This is a genomic window from Pseudomonas sp. W22_MBD1_FP4 (genome assembly GCF_052113765.1).
GTDB classification, from domain to species: Bacteria; Pseudomonadota; Gammaproteobacteria; order Pseudomonadales; family Pseudomonadaceae; genus Aquipseudomonas; species Aquipseudomonas sivasensis.
Genome location: NZ_JBGQOI010000043.1, coordinates 1 through 17,283, shown reverse-complemented (window position 1 = coordinate 17,283; position 17,283 = coordinate 1). Strand labels below are relative to the sequence as shown.

18 protein-coding genes and 1 pseudogene are annotated in these 17,283 nt (G+C 62.1%); 11 read left to right on the top strand and 8 right to left on the bottom strand.

Features of this window, described 5'->3' with window-relative positions; translation table 11 throughout:
* Positions 1-295 precede the first annotated feature (295 nt).
* Positions 296-1,444: an aldose epimerase family protein gene (locus ACEN2T_RS29430; protein WP_179179211.1), complete on the bottom strand. Its 1,149-nt coding sequence runs from the start codon at positions 1,442-1,444 to the stop codon at positions 296-298.
* 137 nt (positions 1,445-1,581) lie between these two features.
* Between ACEN2T_RS29430 and ACEN2T_RS29425 the strand changes: the two genes are divergently transcribed.
* Positions 1,582-2,349, top strand: coding sequence for an SDR family NAD(P)-dependent oxidoreductase (locus tag ACEN2T_RS29425; protein ID WP_032888373.1), 768 nt, complete (start codon positions 1,582-1,584; stop codon positions 2,347-2,349).
* Between the two features lie 137 nt (positions 2,350-2,486).
* On the opposite strand, the gene ACEN2T_RS29420 is transcribed toward ACEN2T_RS29425, so the two are convergent.
* From ACEN2T_RS29420 to ACEN2T_RS29410, 3 genes are read right to left on the bottom strand one after another with little or no spacing between them, the layout of a single operon-like run.
* Positions 2,487-3,083, bottom strand: a complete 597-nt coding sequence (locus tag ACEN2T_RS29420; protein WP_442117955.1) for a glutathione S-transferase — start codon at positions 3,081-3,083, stop codon at positions 2,487-2,489.
* Between the two features lie 38 nt (positions 3,084-3,121).
* Positions 3,122-3,634, bottom strand: coding sequence for a G/U mismatch-specific DNA glycosylase (gene mug, locus ACEN2T_RS29415; protein WP_095186023.1), 513 nt, complete (start codon positions 3,632-3,634; stop codon positions 3,122-3,124).
* A complete protein-coding gene (locus ACEN2T_RS29410; protein WP_442117957.1) occupies positions 3,631-4,593 on the bottom strand; it encodes a cupin domain-containing protein in 963 nt (320 codons plus the stop codon). The genes mug and ACEN2T_RS29410 overlap by 4 nt, the downstream gene beginning before the upstream one ends.
* A gap of 100 nt (positions 4,594-4,693) precedes the next feature.
* Between ACEN2T_RS29410 and ACEN2T_RS29405 the strand changes: the two genes are divergently transcribed.
* Both ACEN2T_RS29405 and yghU read left to right on the top strand, forming a co-directional pair.
* Complete coding sequence (locus ACEN2T_RS29405) at positions 4,694-5,929, top strand: MFS transporter (RefSeq protein ID WP_122681466.1); 1,236 nt, start codon at positions 4,694-4,696, stop codon at positions 5,927-5,929.
* A 44-nt stretch (positions 5,930-5,973) separates the two neighbouring features.
* On the top strand, positions 5,974-6,807 hold the full coding sequence (gene yghU / locus ACEN2T_RS29400) for a glutathione-dependent disulfide-bond oxidoreductase (protein WP_032888385.1): 834 nt from the start codon (positions 5,974-5,976) through the stop codon (positions 6,805-6,807).
* A 116-nt stretch (positions 6,808-6,923) separates the two neighbouring features.
* Here yghU and ACEN2T_RS29395 read toward each other — a convergent pair whose 3' ends face one another.
* The gene (locus ACEN2T_RS29395) at positions 6,924-7,973 is read right to left on the bottom strand and encodes a LacI family DNA-binding transcriptional regulator (protein ID WP_442117954.1); all 1,050 of its coding nucleotides are present in this window, start codon (positions 7,971-7,973) and stop codon (positions 6,924-6,926) included.
* Between the two features lie 161 nt (positions 7,974-8,134).
* Here ACEN2T_RS29395 and ACEN2T_RS29390 point away from each other — a divergent pair, with 161 nt between their 5' ends.
* Genes ACEN2T_RS29390 through ACEN2T_RS29375 form a run of 4 tightly spaced genes read left to right on the top strand, consistent with a single transcriptional unit; the run spans position 8,135 to position 11,605 of the window.
* Positions 8,135-9,229, top strand: coding sequence for a fatty acid desaturase family protein (locus tag ACEN2T_RS29390; RefSeq protein ID WP_442117953.1), 1,095 nt, complete (start codon positions 8,135-8,137; stop codon positions 9,227-9,229).
* 27 nt (positions 9,230-9,256) lie between these two features.
* A complete protein-coding gene (locus ACEN2T_RS29385; protein WP_032888397.1) occupies positions 9,257-9,577 on the top strand; it encodes a MocE family 2Fe-2S type ferredoxin in 321 nt (106 codons plus the stop codon).
* Positions 9,578-9,579: 2 nt separating this feature from the next.
* Positions 9,580-10,779: an NAD(P)/FAD-dependent oxidoreductase gene (locus ACEN2T_RS29380; RefSeq protein WP_442117952.1), complete on the top strand. Its 1,200-nt coding sequence runs from the start codon at positions 9,580-9,582 to the stop codon at positions 10,777-10,779.
* Between the two features lies 1 nt (position 10,780).
* Positions 10,781-11,605, top strand: coding sequence for a sugar phosphate isomerase/epimerase family protein (locus ACEN2T_RS29375; protein WP_442117951.1), 825 nt, complete (start codon positions 10,781-10,783; stop codon positions 11,603-11,605).
* Between the two features lie 285 nt (positions 11,606-11,890).
* Here ACEN2T_RS29375 and ACEN2T_RS29370 read toward each other — a convergent pair whose 3' ends face one another.
* Positions 11,891-12,766 carry an undecaprenyl-diphosphate phosphatase gene (locus ACEN2T_RS29370; protein WP_032888408.1) on the bottom strand — a complete coding sequence of 292 codons (876 nt, stop codon included), beginning with the start codon at positions 12,764-12,766 and terminating at the stop codon, positions 11,891-11,893.
* Positions 12,767-12,944: 178 nt separating this feature from the next.
* On the opposite strand from ACEN2T_RS29370, the gene ACEN2T_RS29365 reads away from it, so the two are divergent.
* A complete protein-coding gene (locus ACEN2T_RS29365; RefSeq protein WP_032888441.1) occupies positions 12,945-13,451 on the top strand; it encodes a GNAT family N-acetyltransferase in 507 nt (168 codons plus the stop codon).
* Here the strand turns inward: ACEN2T_RS29365 and ACEN2T_RS29360 are convergent.
* Positions 13,429-14,373, bottom strand: coding sequence for a GlxA family transcriptional regulator (locus ACEN2T_RS29360; RefSeq protein WP_032888410.1), 945 nt, complete (start codon positions 14,371-14,373; stop codon positions 13,429-13,431). The genes ACEN2T_RS29365 and ACEN2T_RS29360 overlap by 23 nt on opposite strands.
* A gap of 173 nt (positions 14,374-14,546) precedes the next feature.
* Between ACEN2T_RS29360 and ACEN2T_RS29355 the strand changes: the two are divergent.
* From ACEN2T_RS29355 to ACEN2T_RS29345, 3 genes and pseudogenes are all read left to right on the top strand, one after another.
* Positions 14,547-15,174, top strand: a pseudogene (locus ACEN2T_RS29355) (TetR/AcrR family transcriptional regulator).
* A complete protein-coding gene (locus ACEN2T_RS29350) occupies positions 15,171-15,848 on the top strand; it encodes a type 1 glutamine amidotransferase domain-containing protein (protein WP_442117950.1) in 678 nt (225 codons plus the stop codon). Before ACEN2T_RS29355 ends, ACEN2T_RS29350 begins: the two are co-directional and overlap by 4 nt.
* A 77-nt stretch (positions 15,849-15,925) precedes the next feature.
* Complete coding sequence (locus tag ACEN2T_RS29345) at positions 15,926-17,050, top strand: alkene reductase (RefSeq protein ID WP_095186011.1); 1,125 nt, start codon at positions 15,926-15,928, stop codon at positions 17,048-17,050.
* Positions 17,051-17,172: 122 nt separating this feature from the next.
* On the opposite strand, the gene ACEN2T_RS29340 is transcribed toward ACEN2T_RS29345, so the two are convergent.
* Positions 17,173-17,283: zinc-binding dehydrogenase (locus ACEN2T_RS29340; protein WP_442117956.1), on the bottom strand; the 111-nt coding region annotated here is incomplete at its 5' end.

Sequence of the window (17,283 nt, the reverse complement as noted above, 5' to 3'; positions counted from 1 at the left end):
GGTAATGAATATGTAGCTGACACACCGCCATCGGGAGCAAGCCCCCTCCCACAGTTTTAATCGGCGGAGAATTTGAATACGGTGTTTTGGCCGTAAGTTTGTCCTGGGTTCATCAATACGTGATCTGCGGTTTGATCCTACTACTGGCGGTGGTCATCGATCGCATGAAACAACGCTGAACCCTCGCCATGTGAAGCTCAAAATGTGGGAGGGGGCTTGCTCCCGATAGCAGTGAGTCAGGTAATGAATATGTAGCTGACACACTGCAATCGGGAGCAAGCCCCCTCCCACAGTTTTAATCGGCGGAGAATTTGAACACGGTGTTCTGGGTGTAGGTCTGTCCTGGGTTCAACCGAGTCGAGGCGAAGTTCGGCTGGTTAGGCGCATCCGGAAAGTGCTGGGTCTCCAAGGTGAAACCACTCCAGTGCAGGTAAGTCTTGCCGCCTTTACCCTTCACCGAACCATCAAGGAAGTTGCTGGTATAGAACTGCACGCCCGGTTCGCTGGTGTAGAGCTGCAAACGCCGGCCTGACTCTGGGTCATGCACCTCGGCGGCGAGTTGCTTCACGTCCCCCTTGGTGTCCAGCGCCCAGTTGAAGTCAAACCCACCTTGCTTTGGCTCGGCAAATTTGAGCTGCGGATGATCCTCCTTGATGTGCTGGCCGATCGGCGTCGGTTTCAGGAAGTCCATCGGCGTACCCTTGACGGGCGCCAGTTCGCCGGTAGGAATCAGGGTGGCATTCACTGGCGTGTAATGACTGGCGTGCAAGGTCGCGACTTGCTTGAGAATGTCGCCATTGCCTGCACCGGCGAGGTTGAAGTAGCTGTGATTGGTGAGGTTGAGCACCGTAGGTTTATCGGTGGTGGCGGTGTAGTCGATGTGCAGTTCGTTCTTGTCGTTGAGGCGGTATGTGACCTCGGTTTTCAGATTACCGGGGAAACCCATCTCGCCGTCCTTGGACAGGTAGCTCAGCTTCACGCCGACTGAGTCTTTGTCCTTGACCGTCTCGGCCTTCCACACCTGCTTGTCGAAGCCCTGGGCGCCGCCATGCAGCGAGTTGGGGCCATCGTTGAGCGGCACCTGGAAGCGCTTGCCGTCGAGTTCAAAGGCGCCACCGGCGAGGCGGTTGCCAAAGCGGCCGATGGTCGCGCCAAAGAATGCCGTACCGCTCTGATAGCCTTGCACGTCGTCAAAGCCCAGCACTACATCGTCGACCTTGCCGTGTTTGTCCGGCACTTTCAGCGACTGCAAGACGCCGCCGTAGGTAATCACCGTGGCTTGCATGCCGTGGCTGTTGCGCAAAATGTATTGTTCGACGGCGGTGCCGTCGTTGGTTTTACCGAAAGGTTTTTGCTCGCTGCTCAGGCCGGCCGCCTGGGCGCCGCCGCTGGCGATCATCATGGACAGCGCCAGGCCAGACAGCAGGTATCGAGGGTGCTTCATGGTCGAACTTCCTTTTGTTGTTTTGAGTGGAATAGTTCTACTAATAGCGATATTTTGTTGGTGTGACAGCGAATTTATAGCCTTTAACGCCAATTTCGCAAAATAAAATAAGACTAATTGATCGAGGCAACCGTTATATGAGTACTGCGCAGGCTGTTTATCCGGACCTTGAAGGCAAAACCGTGCTGGTGTCTGGTGGTGCTTCGGGCATCGGTGAGTTCATGGTGCGGGCCTTTGCCGCGCAAGGCGCCAAGGTCGGTTTTGTGGACCGCGCGCAAAGCCAGGGCGATCGGCTGGCCGCGTTGTTGAGCTCGAAGGGGCATACGGTGGAATTCGTGTGCTGCGACATCACCGATGAAATCGCCTACAAGGCCGCCATCGAGCGTTTCGAGCATTCGTTGGGGCCGATCACCGTATTGGTGAACAACGCCGCCAACGACGTGCGTCACACCCTGGAAGAGGTCGACTCGGACACCTTCGACAAGCTGATCTCGGTCAACCTCAAGCACGCCTTCTTTGCGGCCAAGGCCGTGGTGCCGATGATGAAAGCTGCCGGCGGCGGCGCGATCATCAACCTCGGCTCGGTCGGCTGGATGATGGCTTCCGCCGGCTACCCGGTGTACGCCGCCAGCAAGGCCGCTGCCCACGGCATGACCCGGGGGTTGGCGCGGGAGTTGGGGCCTCACCATATCCGCGTCAACACGTTGGTGCCGGGGTGGGTCATGACCGAGAAGCAACTGGCGATGTGGGTGGACGATGCGGCCAAGGAACTGATCGCCCGCAGCCAGTGCCTGCCCGGCAGCGTCCTGCCGGAACACATCGCCAATATGGCGTTGTTTCTCGCCTCGGATGCCTCGGCGATGTGTTCGGCGCAGAACTTTATTGTGGATGGCGGTTGGGTCTGAGCCGAACACCCTCTCTCAGACAACACAGACCAATGTGGGAGGGGGCTTGCCCCCGATAGCGGTGGTTCAGGCAGTACTTCTATGACTGACCCACCCTTATCGGGGGCAAGCCCCCTCCCACATTTGAACTGCGGTGCTTAGGCGATGGCGTAACGCTTGAACGCCGCATGCTGCTCCAGTCGTTCGGTATGCCGGGCCAGGTTGGGGAACGCATCAGCCTTGACTACCGACGCCACGGTGAACTGGCTGAACGACCACGCCACTGCCGCCGTAATCGACGCCTGGGTCAGTGCTTCGCTGTCGCCCAGTTGCTTGTCCAGCAACGCATAAGCCGCGAGCAATTGGCCGGTCACGCGCTCAAGCCACGGCGCATGCAGCTTCTCGGCCGGGCGCAGGTTGTGCTCATAGACGATCTGCACGCTCTTCTCACAGGCCGCCAGCGCCAATCCCAGAACGTGCAAGTCTTTGGCAAGTGCCGCAGGTTGCTGGGGCAGCAGCTTTTTGTCCGACGGGGCCAAGGCTTCGAGGTAATCCAGGATCAGGCTGGAATCCATCAATACCGTGCCATCGTCCAGCACCAGGGTAGGGGCCTTGACCACCGGATTGATCTGCGCAAATTCGTTGAAGGTGCTGAACACGGACAAGGGTTCATGCACAAAACTCACCCCGTACAGATCCAGGGAAATTGCCACGCGGCGTACGTAAGGCGAGTCCAGCATGCCGACCAGTTTCATGAAGCCTCCATTGCTATCAGGGTGATGAGCTCAAGAGATTAAGGGCACTCGGTCGCCCGGCGCAATTGTTGATACGCCTGCACCAACTGCTCCAGGCTGAACGCCAGGTTGCGTCCGCTGGGGTTGGGCAGCACCCACACTGACGCACCGCCCAACACCGTTGGCTGCAAGCCCCAGGCGATCTCGCGCTGGCCGCTCAATGCGCTGTAGCCGGGCTTGCCTAGGAACGCTACGAAGCGCGGCGCGCAGTGGCGGATCTTCTGTTCGAAGCCCGTCGCGGCCTGGGTGAACTCATGCCGTGCCAATTCGTCCGCGCTGGCCGTGGGGCGTTCCACCAACGTGGTCAGGCCGCAGTGGTAGTGCAACAGCGTGCGGCCGTGTTCGGGGCGGATTTCGTGGGGGGTGAACCCGGCCAGATGTAAGGTGCGCCAGAAGCGGTTGCTGCGGTTGGCGAAGTGCAGGCCGAGGGCGGCGGAACCCTTGCCGGGGTTGATGCCGCAGAACACCACGTTCAGGTGGTCGGCGAGGATGTCTTCCAGCCCGGCGTTCATGCCGGGCTCCTGAAGCCTTGGCGGCTGGCGCCCGGCGGTTGCCCGGTGATGCGTTTGTAGGCGCGACTGAAGGCCGCCTGGGAGGTATAGCCGAGGCGGTACGCCACTTCTTCGATGGGCAGCCGCTCCAGGGTCAGCCACTGGCTGGCGAGGCGCATGCGCAGCTCGGTCACGTAACGCAGCGGTGGTACCCCCAGGGTCGCCTGGAAACGATCCGCGAACACCGAGCGTGAGGTATGACAGTGCGCCGCCAGTTCGGCCACGCTCCAGTCGCGTCCTGGCTGCTGGTGCAGGGCGAGCAGGGCGCCGGCCAGGCGGGTGTCGCGCAACGCGGCCGCGAGACCCGAAGCATTGGCGCAGGCGCACTCGACCCAGCCCCGCACGATCATCGCCGCCACCACATCGGCCAGGCGCGCAAGGATGCCGGCATAACCGACGCGGGCGCTGGAGACTTCGCGTTCCATCACCGCCAGGATCGGCATCAAGCCGGGGTAACGCTGGCCGCCGGCGTCGATCAGCATCAAGGCCGGCATCAGGTTGCCGAGGCCCTGGATGCTGTCGAGCTCGAACTCCATGCAGGCGCTGAACAGCAGGGTGCTGGAGCGAGCAAAGGGCGAGGCATTCACCGCGCACACGGTATCGCCCAGCGGTGCAGCGTCGAAGCTGGCGATGTCCTGCACGGGGTCATCCGGTTTGGATAACAGCGCATGGGCGCCACCGTGGGCGATAAACACCGCATTGCCAGCCGACAACTCAAAGAGGCTGCCGTCGTGCAGGCGCAGGGTCGCGCAGCCGGCGGCCAGAAAATGGAAATACGCATGGCCGGGCTTGGCCGCAAAGCTGATGCCGAACACCGGCCCGGCCTGGATGCGCCGGTACTGCACGCCGCGCAGGCGCATGCTGCGCAGCAGCTCATTGATCAGCTCGGAGGACAGGTTGAATGCGTTGTCGACTGGCATATTCGGGGTTTCGGTCAAGAACTCAAGGGTTTGAATCATAGATCATCCTGATGGGCATACCTAGACTGGCCATCACGTAAATGCCTGAGGATGTCCTGTGATGAATGATTGTGTGTCCCATGCCCCTGTCGATGGCAGTGCAGAACCGACCACGCCGGCCTGGATGGCGGTGTTTTCCCTGGCGATGGGCGTGTTCGGCCTGCTCACGGCGGAGTACCTGCCGGCCAGCCTGCTGACGCCGATGGCCTTGGACTTGGGCGTGTCGGAAGCGTTGGCCGGGCAAGCGGTCACGGTCACGGCAGTGGTGGCGTTGTTCGCCGGTTTGCTGGTGCCTGGCTTGACGCGCGGCATTGACCGGCGCCTGGTGCTGTTGGGGTTCTCCACGCTGATGATTGCGTCCAACCTGCTGGTGGCGTTCTCGTCCAGCCTCCTGGTGCTGTTGTTGATGCGCATCCTGCTGGGCATTGCCCTCGGCGGTTTCTGGAGCATGGCGGCGGCCGTTGCGATGCGCCTGGTACCGGCGGCGTTGCTGCCACGTGCCTTGTCGATCATCTTCAGCGGCATTGCGGTGGGTACCGTGGTCGCGGTGCCATTGGGCAGCTACCTGGGGGACCTGTATGGCTGGCGCAGTGCATTTGTGGCTGCGGCCGCCGTCGGCGTGGTGACCCTGGCCTTCCAGCTGTTCACGCTGCCGCGCCTGGCACCCAGCGGCACCGCGCGCCTGCGCACCGTGCTTGATGTACTACTGCGCCCCGGCATTGCCATCGGCATGTTCGGCTGCGTGCTGGTGCACACCGGGCACTTCGCGCTGTTTACCTACATTCGCCCGTTTCTGGAAAGCGCCACCGGGGTCGGCACCCAAGGGCTGGCGTTGATGCTGCTGGGGTTTGGCGCGGCGAATTTTGTCGGTACGCTGCTGGCCGGGTGGTTGCTGGTGCGCAACCCGCGGGGAACCCTGGTGTTGATGCCGGTCCTGGTGGGCGTCGCTGCGTTGGCCCTGGTGTTGCTGCCCGCGTCACTGCCGGGTCAGGCATTGCTCCTAGCGCTGTGGGGCATGGCCTTTGGCGGGGTGCCGGTGGCGTGGTCGAACTGGGTGGCGCGTGCGGTGCCGGATCAGGCCGAAAGTGCCGGTGGCATGGTGGTCGCTTCGGTGCAATCGGCCATCGCGGCGGGTGCGGCGGGCGGGGGCGCGATGTTCAGTGCCACCGGCATCGACGGAGTGTTTCTGGGCGCGGGCTGCTTGATGCTGCTGGCGGCCTTGTTGATCGCGCTGCGAGTGCAGGTGCCCCGGCACGCTGCCGCGGGGAGTGTGACGCACCACCCGTCTTTGGTTTAGTCTCAAGCGCTTCGCTGATCGCAAACGCTTCTGGAGCCGTAAGCATGACCGAATATGTACCCCCGAAAGTCTGGACCTGGGAAACCGAAAGCGGCGGCACCTTCGCCAGCATCAACCGGCCCATCGCCGGTGCGACCCACGACAAAGAACTGCCCATCGGCAAGCACCCGTTGCAGCTGTACTCCCTGGCCACGCCCAACGGGCAGAAGGTCACTATCCTGCTCGAAGAGTTGCTGGCCCTGGGGCACAGCGGTGCGGAATACGACGCCTGGCTGATCAAGATCGGCGACGGCGATCAGTTTGGCAGCGGCTTTGTCGGCGTGAACCCGAACTCCAAGATCCCCGCCTTGATGGACCACAGCGGCCCCACGCCGATTCGTGTGTTCGAGTCCGGCGCGATCCTGCACTACCTGGCCGAGAAGTTCGGCGCGTTCTTCCCCACCGAGCCTGCGGCCCGCGCGGAGTGCCTGTCGTGGTTGTTCTGGCAGATGGGCAGCGCGCCCTACCTGGGCGGTGGCTTCGGGCATTTCTACGCGTACGCGCCGAGCAAGATGGAATACCCGATCAACCGCTTCGCCATGGAGGCCAAGCGTCAGCTGGACGTGCTGGATAAGCGCCTGGCGGTGAGTGAGTACATTGCCGGTGATGAATACACCATTGCCGACATTGCGATCTGGCCGTGGTACGGCGGGTTGGTCAAAGGCCGCTTGTATGGAGCTGCGGAATTTTTGTCGGTGCATGAGTACAAGCATGTGCAGCGCTGGGCCGATGCGATTGATGCACGGCCGGCGGTGCAGCGTGGCCGGCGGGTGAATCGGGTGTCTGGCGAACCCCAGGAACAGTTGGCCGAGCGGCATGACGCGAGCGACCTGGACTGATTGAGATCCAAGTGTGGGAGGGGGCTTGCCCCCGATAGCGGTGGTGCAGATCAATAGATGTCGACTGATCCACTGCTATTGCAAGCAAGTCCCTCCCACCTGCTGATCTTCATGTATCAGGCCCCCATGTTCTCGGAGGTCACAATCTGCGGCGCTATATGCACCCGATGCCGCACCGGATCAAACCCCTCGGCACTCTGCAATTGCACCAACAACTCCACCAGTGCCACCGCCGTCTGCCGTGGCTGCGAGTCCATCACCACATCAACCAACCCCTGGCGCAGCGCCTGGCGAGACAGCTCCGTGGACTCCTGCAAAATGCAGCACAACGCCGGGCGCTTGGGCAACTGCGCCAGGGCGCTGATGATGCCGTCGCCGCCGCCGCCCACCACGCACAGGCCGCGCAGGTCGCTGTGGCGGGTGAGCAGATCGAGGGTGGCTTCTTCGGTGATATCGCAGTTGTCCAGGTTGATCAGTGGTTCAAGTGGCTTGAGCCCAGGTGCGTGTTCGGCCAGGTAGCTGTGCAGGCCCTCGACCCGTGCCTGATGCCCCAGAAACCGGTGGCCGCCCAATAAAATCCCGACGCTGCCTTTGCGTGCGCCACAGGTGCGGGCGAGCAACCAGCCCATGGTGCGTCCGACCACGTGGTTGTCCTGGCCGACATAAGGTTCCAAGGCGTGCTCGTGGATATCCGAGAGCAGGGCGACCACCGGCACGCCAGCTTCGCGGATCTGCGCCAGGCAAGCATTGATCAGCGGGTGGGCAAAGCTGACCACCGCCAGGGCATCACACTGCACGGCGAGTTGTTCGATCTGCGTGACGATGGCGCTGGGTGTGCGGTCGTTGATGTAGTCGAATTGGCAGGTCAGGTTGGCGGTGCCGTGATGCTCGGCGGCAGCGGCAATCGCCTGCGCCAAGTTGGCATAGAACGCCTGGGCGGTGCCCAGCAACAGGATGCCGAAGCGATAAGTGGGCCGGCGTTCGCGGATGCGTTGGCCGATCAGCCGCGCAGCAAAGTAGCCCACGGCTTCGGCGGCCTGGAACACCTGTTCGGCGGTCTGCGGATTAACCGGCGCGCGTGCGTTCAATACCCGGTCGACCGTGGCCACACTCAGGCCCGCCTGGGAGGCGACGGTGGCGATGGTTGGGCGTTTATTGTTGTTCATGACAGCCCCCTTGAGCGTCTTGATAGAAAACTATCAAGCCCCGCTGGGCCTGGATGATAGCTTGATAGGGAATGGATTCAAGGCCTTGAGGGTGATTTAGCTGCGCTCTATCGTTGGTTTCGCAAAGCACCTGAAACCACCGCTTGCGGAGAACAATAACAATGCCCGAACACACCGTTCATAGCGCTCGGCGCGACTACAGCCTCACCGGCCCCGAAGCCGCCCGCGCCGCTGAAAAAGGCCTGGTCTCGACCAGTTGGTACCAATCGCCGATTTCCCGTAAACGCATGAAAGAACTGATGCAGCGCCGCGACGGCCCGGCCTTGCGCGACACCGCCCTCTGGGTGAGCGCGCTGTTCGCCACCGGCTTCGGCGGCTACTGGTTCTGGGGCACTTGGGCCTGCGTGCCGTTTTTCCTCGCCTATGGGGTGCTCTACGGCACCGCGTCCAACCCGCGCTGGCATGAAACCGGCCACGGCACCGCGTTCAAGACCCGCTGGATGAACGACGTGCTGTACCAGGTCGCGAGTTTCATGTGCATCTTCGAGCCCCACGTCTGGCGCTGGAGTCATGCCCGGCACCACACCGACACCATTGTGGTTGGCCGCGATCCGGAGATTGTCGAACCGCGCCCGCCGAGCTTCTTGATGATGTTTCTGAGCCTGTTCAATTTGCCGCTGGCCTGGAAGACCTTCAGCGGGGTGGCGCGCCATGCGGCCGGCCAGATGAGTGCCCAGGAAGCGGACTTTATCCCCGAGTCCGAATGGCCCAAGGTGTTCCGCGCCGCGCGGATCTGGGTCGGCATTTATGCGGTGGTCATCGGCACCGCGTTGTACCTGCACAGCTGGTTGCCGCTGATGCTGGTTGGGCTGCCGAGTATCTACGGCGCCTGGCTCGGCTACCTGTTTGGCCTCACCCAGCATGTGGGCCTGGCCGAAGACGTGCTCGACCACCGCAGCAACTGCCGCACCATCTACATGAACCGCGTGCTGCGCTTTCTCTACATGGACATGAACTACCACCTCGAACACCACATGTACCCGATGGTGCCGTACCACGCCCTTGCGCAGTTGCACGAGGAAATCCGCAATGACTGCCCACCGCCATACGCCACTATTTTCGAGGCGTACAGGGAGATCATTCCGACGATCCTGAAGCAGCGCAGCGACCCGACGTATTTCATCCAGAGGCCGATTGGCCCGAGTGCGGAATCGACTGCCCGCGCCCCAATGCATGCCGAAGCCGCCGCCAGCTGAACCTCATCTATAACAAGAGAAAACGCCATGAACGATCAATGGATCGACGTCTGCGCCGTGGGCGAAATAGACGAAGAAGATGTGCTGCGCTTCGATCACGGGCCGCACACCTACGCGGTTTACCGCTCGGCGGACAATGAGTTTTTCGCCACAGCAGGCCTGTGCACCCACGAGAAAATCCACCTCGCCGATGGCCTGGTGATGGACCACATCATCGAATGCCCCAAGCACAACGGACGCTTCGATTACCGCACCGGCAAGGCCATGGGCGCGCCGGTGTGCGTCAATCTCAAGACCTACCCGGTGCGGGTCGAAGCGGGGCGGGTACTGCTCGCTGTCACGGCGTGATCATGAACGCACCCTTGATCATCGTCGGCGCCGGCCATGCCGGTGGCCGTGCGGCGCTGACCCTGCGCGAAGAGGGTTATACCGCACGCCTGATCCTGATCGGCGACGAGCCGCACTTGCCCTACGAGCGGCCGCCCCTGTCCAAGGGGTTGTTGCAGGGCAGCATGGACCTGGCGGGATGCAGCCTGTGCGACAGCGCCCGGCTGGCCGAGTTGGGCATCGAACATATCGCGGGTAACCCGGTCAGCCAATTGGACCCGCTTCAACAGCGTCTGCAATTGGCCGACGGCCAGTGGCTGTCCTACGCCGGCCTGTTGCTGGCTACCGGGGGCAGGGCGCGGCGTCTGCCCCAGGAACAGGCCAACGTGCTGTACCTGCGCACCCACGATGAAGCGCTGGCACTGAAATCCGCGTTGCAGCCCGGCGTGAAACTGGTGATTGTCGGCGGCGGCTTTATCGGCCTGGAAGTGGCCGCGACTGCCCGAGGCATGGACTGCGAAGTCACGGTGCTCGAAGCTGGGCCGCGCCTGGCCGGCCGCGTGTTGCCGCCGGTGATCAGCCAGGCGCTGCTGGATCTGCACCGCCTGCAAGGCGTGGACGTGCGCTTGAACGTGTCGCTGGAATCCATCCATGGCGATGCCGTGCAACTGATCGACGGGCAGGTGCTGCCGTGTGACCTGGTGGTGGTCGGCATCGGCATGCAACCGAACATCGAGCTGGCCGTGGCGGCGGGGCTGGAGGTGGGGCAGGGCATTCGCGTTGACGCGCATTTACGCACCAGTGCGCCGGGCATCTACGCGGCAGGTGACGTTTGCGAGTTTCGCCTCGGCGGCGAGTACCAACGCCAGGAAACCTGGCGCAACGCCGAGGCTCAGGGGCGGCATGCCGCACTCAATATGCTGGGGCGCGAGGTCCCCTTTGAGGCGATCCCCGGCTTCTGGTCCGACCAGTACGACTGGGGCTTGCAGACCGTGGGCGTGATCACCCTGCATATGATCAGTCGCGTCTTGCCAGCCGGCGGCCTGTTGCTGTTCTACCTCGATGCTGACGCGCGGTTGCAAGGTGCGTGCGGCTGGGCGCCCGGCAACAGCGTCGCCAAGGACATCAAGCTGTGTGAGCGCCTGATCACCGCGCGCACGGTGCTCAACCCGTCCAGCCTGGCGGACCCTGAACTGTCCCTTAAACAATTGCTGCGGAGCTGATATGCGCCGATTCCTAGTGTTCCAATCCCTGTGGGCCATGCAAACCGAGCCCGGCCCGCTTGAAGCGCAGTTGGATCGAATCGCCGCTGCCGGCTTCGACGGCATCACCGATCACTACTGGAAGCCCGCCGCGGTGACACGCCTGCACACCGCGGCCACGGCGCGGGGCTTACAGATCGAAGGCCAGCTTTTTCCTCAGTCGGTGGACGACCTGGCCGCTGCACTGGATGTGATCAGCCGCTACGGCTGCCACCACCTCACCCTGCAAGCCGACGTACGCCCGCGCACCCAGGCCGACGCGGCGCGGCTGGTCGAAGGTTGGCAGCGCCTGGCCGAGCAGGTGGATTTCCCGGTACTGCTGGAAACCCACCGTTATCGCCTGACCAACGACCTGCTGTTCACCCTCGACCTGCTGGCGCAAATGCCCGACTTGAAGTTGCTGGCCGACCTGTCCCACTACGTGGTCGGACGCGAATTGCCCGAACCGGGCGCGGTGGAGGACGATGAACAGATCCGCACGATCCTGCGTCACAGTTGGGGCTTTCATGGGCGCGTGGCCAGCAGCGAGCAGGTTCAGGTCTCAATGGAGTTCCCCCAGCATCACGCCTGGGTCGAACGGTTTACCGGCTGGTGGCGCTACGGTATTGAAGACTGGTTGGCTCGCCCGGACACAGGGCAGAGTCTGTCGTTCACCTGCGAACTGGGCCCGCCGCCGTATGCGATTACCGGTGCGGACGGGCGTGAAATCAGTGATCGTTGGGCCGAGGCGTTGAAGCTGCAGGGGTTGATTCGCCAGGTTTGGAGCGATTGCCAAAGCCGGGGCTGAAGGCGGCATTACGAGAGCGGGCACATTCTTTGTGGTGAGCGGGCTTGCCCCGCGCTGGGCTGCGAAGCGGCCCCAAACCCTGCCCCCGGGATTTATCTGAAGAAATGCGGTGTTCTCAATGGGGCCGCTTCGCAGCCCAGCGCGGGGCAAGCCCGCTCACCACAGAAGCAACAGCAACTCATCTCAGAAGCAAGCTCACCACAGAGGCACCCCATCTCAGAAGCAAACCCACCACAGAAGCAATCTCCCCACCGAAGCCCGCTCATTCCTTAAGCGCACACCGCCTTACCCGGCCAATAACCCGGTACTCACCGCCACAATCAGGAACACCCCCAGCAGCGCCCGGTAGATTACGAACGGCCAGGTGGAGAACCGCTCCAAAAACTTCATCAGGCCCCAGATTGCAAAAAACGCCGAGACGCTCGCCACCACCAGGCCAAACAACAGGTGTGGCCAGGCGTGGGCCGGCAGGTCGGCGCGCAGCAGCACCCACAGTTCTTTCAAACCGGCCAGGGCAATGGCCGGCAGGCCCAGCAGGAAGGAAAACCGCGCGGCTTCTTCACGTTTGAAGTTGAGGAACAGCGCCGCGGTGAGGGTCGAGCCGGAACGCGACACCCCAGGAATCAACGCGCCAATCTGCGCCACACCGACGATCAGCGCATCGCGCAGGCGCATCTCGCTCATGTCGCGGGTATGCCGGGCACGCAGCTCGGCCGCCGCCAGTAACACCGCCATCACCAGGCAGGAAATGCCGATCACCATCAAACCGCGCAATGGCGAGTTGCAGGCGTTCAACGTCGACGACAACGCCAGGCCGGCGATGCCAATAGGGATCGTCGCCAGCACGATCGCCACCGCAAGCTTGAACCAACGGTCGTTGTAGTCGCCCCGGCGCACCGCCCCGATGCTGCCCGTGGTCACCTGGCGCACATCGCGCCAGAAATAACTGACCACCGCCGCCAGTGCGGCCAATTGCATGGCCGCCGAAAAGGCCGAGCCGGGATCCTGCCAGCCGAGCAGGGCGGGCACTACGCGCATATGGGCGGTGGAGGAGACCGGCAGCAGTTCGGTAAAACCCTGGATCACACCGAGGATAAAAATCTGCAGGTAATCCAGGGACGCAAAGCCCACATCCAGGCCGGCGGAACAGACGTTCGTCAAAATACGTGTCCTTCAGAAAAGGGAGATTTCGGCGAAGTCTATTCGAAATGTTTCAGCGCTTCGGCAGGGCCAACGGCTATTTGCAATCGGTTCAGCAAGTAGAAAGGTTCGCGGCGCTATTGGACTGCGCCGAGGTTTTGTGAACAATGGCGCCCTGCGTTTTTTGATCGAGAGCCTAATGCCTGAAACTACAGTGGAACTGATCCAGACCGGCCCTGAAGCATCCGAGTTGATCCGCAATCTTTACCAGTACTACGCCTATGAGTCGTCGGACTGGGAGCAGGAAGATGTCGAGGCGGACGGCCGTTTCTATATCCATGACGAACACCTGACGCGCTACTGGCAAGACCCGCAGTGGAGCGCCAACCTGTTGCTGGTCGACGGCTATATCGCCGGCTTTCTGCTGATCGAAGGCAGTGAGTTGCCTGGCATCGACGCCCTGGAACTGGCCGACCTGTTTATTCTCAAGCGCTATCGCCGCAAAGGCATCGGCCGCGCCATCGCCACTCAGGTGCTGTGCAGCGGCGTGTCGGATTGGTTGGTGCGGTTTTATGACCAGGACGAAGTGTCCCAGGCGTTCTGGCGCGCGGTGTTGGACAACCTGCCGCGCCCGGTGCAGACCATCGAGCTGGACGATGAGCCGCAGTTGGTGAGCTATTTGATTACGCGTGCGGCGCTGCATTAAACGCCTGCTGCATCGCTTGGGGCGGTTGCCCGAACGCCCGTAGAAACGCCTGACGCATGCGCTCGCGATCACCGAAGCCGGTTTCGCGGGCCACCACTTCAACCGGGTGACGACTGGTTTCCATCATCGCCCGCGCCGCTTCCACGCGCAGGGCTTCGATGGCCTTGGCCGGGGTTTGTCCGGTTTCTTCGCGGAACACCCGGCTGAACTGGCGTGGGCTCAAACGGGCAACATCCGCCAGCGCTTCCACGGACAGGTCATGGGTGAGATTCTCGCGGGCGTAGGCCAGGGCCAGTTGCACGCGGTCGGACTTGGGGTCCAGTTCCAGCAACGCCGACAATTGCGACTGCTCACTGCCGCGGCGCTGGGCGATCACCAGTTTGCGTGCAATGCGCCGGGCGAGGTCGCTGCCCAGGTCGTTCTCCACCATGGCCAACGCCATGTCCACACCGGCGCTCATGCCGGCGCCGGTCCACACTTGGCCGTCCACCACAAACAGTTTGTCTTCCTCCAGATGGATATCCGGGTAGCGCTTGCGAAACGCCGGGGCGTGAATCCAATGAGTGGTGGTGCGCTTGCCCTCCAGCAATCCGGCTTCGGCCAGCACAAAGATGCCCATGCACAACGAGGCCACTCGGCGTGATTGCGCCGAAGCGGCCTTGACCAACTCCAGCAGGTTGGCCTCCGGAAGGCGGAATTCCAGGTAGCCGCTCACGATAAGGGTGTCATAGCCCTCGGGCCGAATCGGCGAGGTGTTCACCGAAAAACCCTGGGAGGTCATCACCGCGCCGCCACGCTCTGACACCAGGTGAAATTCATAGGCGGGCTCGCCCCGCAACAGGTTCGCGCACTCGAACACCGAGCCCAGGCTGAGGCTCAGGGATTGAAAGTTCGGGTAAACCATCAGCGCAACGCTGTGCATCGTCATTCTCCAAGGGGCGCGGGAGGGTGGATTGTCGGCGCGTGCCGGGTAAACGGCAACCCGCCTCGGGCGATGTCCGGAATCCTTGCGTATCTGACATTGTGAGGGTTCGACTCGGCCCCTAACATTGCCTCAACGAACTAGACGACTGGTCTAATCGGTTGGAGTCAAGCATGAGCAGCGAAACCAAAAATACACGACAGACCATTCTGGATGCGGCGCAAGTGCTTGTCGGCCGCAAGGGATTTTCTGCGGTGGGCCTGAACGAAATCCTTCAAGCGGCCGAGGTGCCCAAGGGGTCGTTCTATCACTACTTCACCTCTAAAGATGGCTTCGGTGTTGTGTTGCTCGACACCTACTTCGACCACTACGTGCACGGCATGCAGCAGCTGTTCGACCAACCGGGTTTATCCCAGCACGCCAAGTTGATGCGCTATTGGGACGCCTGGATCGACAATCAGACCGGCTGCACCGAAGCGGGCAAATGCCTTGCCGTCAAACTGGGTGCGGAGGTGTCTGACCTTTCAGAGCCGATGCGTTTGGCCCTGCAACGCGGCACTTCGCGCACCATTGCATTACTCGCCGTGGCGCTGCAGCGCGGCGTTGAAGACGGCTCATTGCGGCTTCAACACCGCCCACAGGACTTGGCCCAGCAGCTGTATGCGCTGTGGCTGGGAAGCAGTGTCATGAGCAAGATCACCCTTACATCCGCGCCGTTTGATGAGGCGTTGCTGCTGACCCGACAGTTGTTGGGTCACCCTGAACACACTGACATTCACTGATCGAGGCACTGGAAAATGAAAGTATTAATGGTACTGACCTCTCACGACCAGCTTGGCGACACCGGCCGCAAGACCGGCTTCTGGCTCGAAGAGTTTGCCGCTCCGTATTACGCGTTCAAGGACGCCGGCGCAGACGTGGTACTGGCATCCCCAGCCGGTGGCCAGCCGCCGTTGGACCCGGTCAGCGACGAGCCGGATGCGCAAACCGAGCAGACCCATCGCTTCGCGGCCGACTCGGCGGCGCAGCAGGCGCTGGCCAACACCGTCAAGCTGGACACGGTCAACGTGGACGCCTTCGACACGGTGTTTTACCCAGGCGGCCACGGCCCGCTGTGGGACTTGGCGGAATCGCCGGTGTCCATCGCGCTGATCGAATCCTTTGAGCGTGCCGGCAAGCCGATTGGTTTTGTCTGCCACGCACCGGGCGCGCTGCGTCACGTCAAGGCGGTCAACGGTGAGCCGTTGATCAAAGGCCGTCGCGTGACCGGTTTCTCCAACTCTGAGGAAGACGCCGTAGGCCTGACAAAGGTGGTGCCTTTCCTGATTGAAGATGAATTCAGGAAATTGGGTGGCAAGTATGAGAAGGGCGCCGACTGGGCATCCTTCGTTATCGTTGATGGCTTGCTGGTCACCGGGCAGAACCCCGGCAGTTCCAGCGATGTCGCCAAGGCCCTGCTGAAACTCACCGCTTAACTTAATCAACCGCTCGATTCGTTGGCGACTCTTTAGAGTCGCCAATGCTTTCGTGCGCCCAAAATTTGGAAAAATCCATGACTGACAACGTTTTAAGTACCCCGGTAAAACTGGGCAATCACACCCTGACTAACCGTGTCGTGTTGCCGCCGCTGACCCGCCAACGCAGCGCCCAGCCCGGCGATATCGCCACCGATCTGATGGCTGAGTATTACCGTCAGCGTGCCAGCGCCGGATTCATGGTCAGCGAAGGCACGCAGATTGAACCCCGTGGCCAGGGCTATGCCTGGACGCCGGGCATCTACAGCCCGGCGCAGATCGACGGCTGGCGCAAAGTCACCGACGCGGTGCATGCCGACGGCGGGGTGATCTTCGCGCAACTGTGGCATGTGGGGCGCGTGTCCCATAACGCCTTGCAGCCCGACGGCGCAGCACCCGTGGCGCCATCTGCGCTGGCGGCCTTGCAAGCCAAAGCTTTTATCGCCACCGGGCCTGGCACCGGCGAACTGGTGCAACCACCCGTGCCGCGTGCGTTGAGCACTGCTGAGGTCAAGCAACTGGTCGGGCACTACGCCCAGGCTGCGCGCAATGCCCTGGACGCAGGGTTCGACGGGGTGGAAATCCATTCGGCCAATGGTTACCTGGTCAACCAGTTCATCTCGGCCCATTCCAACACCCGCGACGATGAGTACGGTGGCTCACTGGAAAACCGTCTGCGCTTTCTGCGTGAGATCGTCGAAGCGGTCAGCGCCGTGGTCGGCCCGGAACGCCTTGGCGTGCGTTTTTCACCGTTGTTCAGCGGCACCGACGAAGACCGTGTGTACATCGGCCTGGTGGAAGAAGACCCGCACCACACCTACATCGAAGCGATCAAAGTGCTGCAAGCGTCGGGCATTGCTTATGTCTCCATCGCCGAAGCCGACTGGGACAACGCGCCCATCCTGCCCGACAGCTTCCGTGAAGCCGTGCGCAGCACCTTCAGCGGCCGCATTATCTATGCCGGGCGCTACACCGCTGAACGCGGCGCGAAACTGGTGGAAGCAGGGCTGGCGGATTTGATCGCGTTTGGTCGGCCGTTTATCGCCAACCCGGATCTGCCGCAGCGGATATTCAACGGGTGGCCGCTGAATCCACTGCGGGAAGAGGGGATGTATGGTGGGGGTGAGGAAGGGTATATCGACTACCCCACGTACCTCGGGTAGTCATGCAACCGATGTGGGAGGGGCTAGCCCCCGATGGCGGCGGGACAGTCACAGCATCATTGACTGACCCACTGCAATCGGGGGCAAGCCCCCTCCCACATTTGCTATCTAGTGCCTGCTGGTTACGCGACCCGCAAGACAATCTTGCCAATATGATCCCCACCTTCCATCCGCGCATGGGCCTGGGCCGCGTCGGTGTATTCGTACACCTTGTCGATGATCGGCAAGCAGCG

Bases quoted from the DNA above. Each gene is read 5' to 3' on its own strand.
- ACEN2T_RS29380 (WP_442117952.1), top strand. From the start codon at position 9,580: ATGAACGCACCCTTGATCATCGTCGGCGCCGGCCATGCCGGTGGCCGT.
- ACEN2T_RS29390 (WP_442117953.1), top strand. From the start codon at position 8,135: ATGCCCGAACACACCGTTCATAGCGCTCGGCGCGACTACAGCCTCACC.
- ACEN2T_RS29350 (WP_442117950.1), top strand. From the start codon at position 15,171: ATGAAAGTATTAATGGTACTGACCTCTCACGACCAGCTTGGCGACACC.
- ACEN2T_RS29345 (WP_095186011.1), top strand. From the start codon at position 15,926: ATGACTGACAACGTTTTAAGTACCCCGGTAAAACTGGGCAATCACACC.
- ACEN2T_RS29365 (WP_032888441.1), top strand. From the start codon at position 12,945: ATGCCTGAAACTACAGTGGAACTGATCCAGACCGGCCCTGAAGCATCC.
- ACEN2T_RS29395 (WP_442117954.1), bottom strand. From the start codon at position 7,973: ATGAACAACAATAAACGCCCAACCATCGCCACCGTCGCCTCCCAGGCG.
- mug (WP_095186023.1), bottom strand. From the start codon at position 3,634: ATGAACGCCGGGCTGGAAGACATCCTCGCCGACCACCTGAACGTGGTG.
- ACEN2T_RS29410 (WP_442117957.1), bottom strand. From the start codon at position 4,593: ATGCCAGTCGACAACGCATTCAACCTGTCCTCCGAGCTGATCAATGAG.
- yghU (WP_032888385.1), top strand. From the start codon at position 5,974: ATGACCGAATATGTACCCCCGAAAGTCTGGACCTGGGAAACCGAAAGC.
- ACEN2T_RS29420 (WP_442117955.1), bottom strand. From the start codon at position 3,083: ATGAAACTGGTCGGCATGCTGGACTCGCCTTACGTACGCCGCGTGGCA.
- ACEN2T_RS29360 (WP_032888410.1), bottom strand. From the start codon at position 14,373: ATGCACAGCGTTGCGCTGATGGTTTACCCGAACTTTCAATCCCTGAGC.
- ACEN2T_RS29430 (WP_179179211.1), bottom strand. From the start codon at position 1,444: ATGAAGCACCCTCGATACCTGCTGTCTGGCCTGGCGCTGTCCATGATG.
- ACEN2T_RS29405 (WP_122681466.1), top strand. From the start codon at position 4,694: ATGAATGATTGTGTGTCCCATGCCCCTGTCGATGGCAGTGCAGAACCG.
- ACEN2T_RS29375 (WP_442117951.1), top strand. From the start codon at position 10,781: ATGCGCCGATTCCTAGTGTTCCAATCCCTGTGGGCCATGCAAACCGAG.
- ACEN2T_RS29425 (WP_032888373.1), top strand. From the start codon at position 1,582: ATGAGTACTGCGCAGGCTGTTTATCCGGACCTTGAAGGCAAAACCGTG.
- ACEN2T_RS29385 (WP_032888397.1), top strand. From the start codon at position 9,257: ATGAACGATCAATGGATCGACGTCTGCGCCGTGGGCGAAATAGACGAA.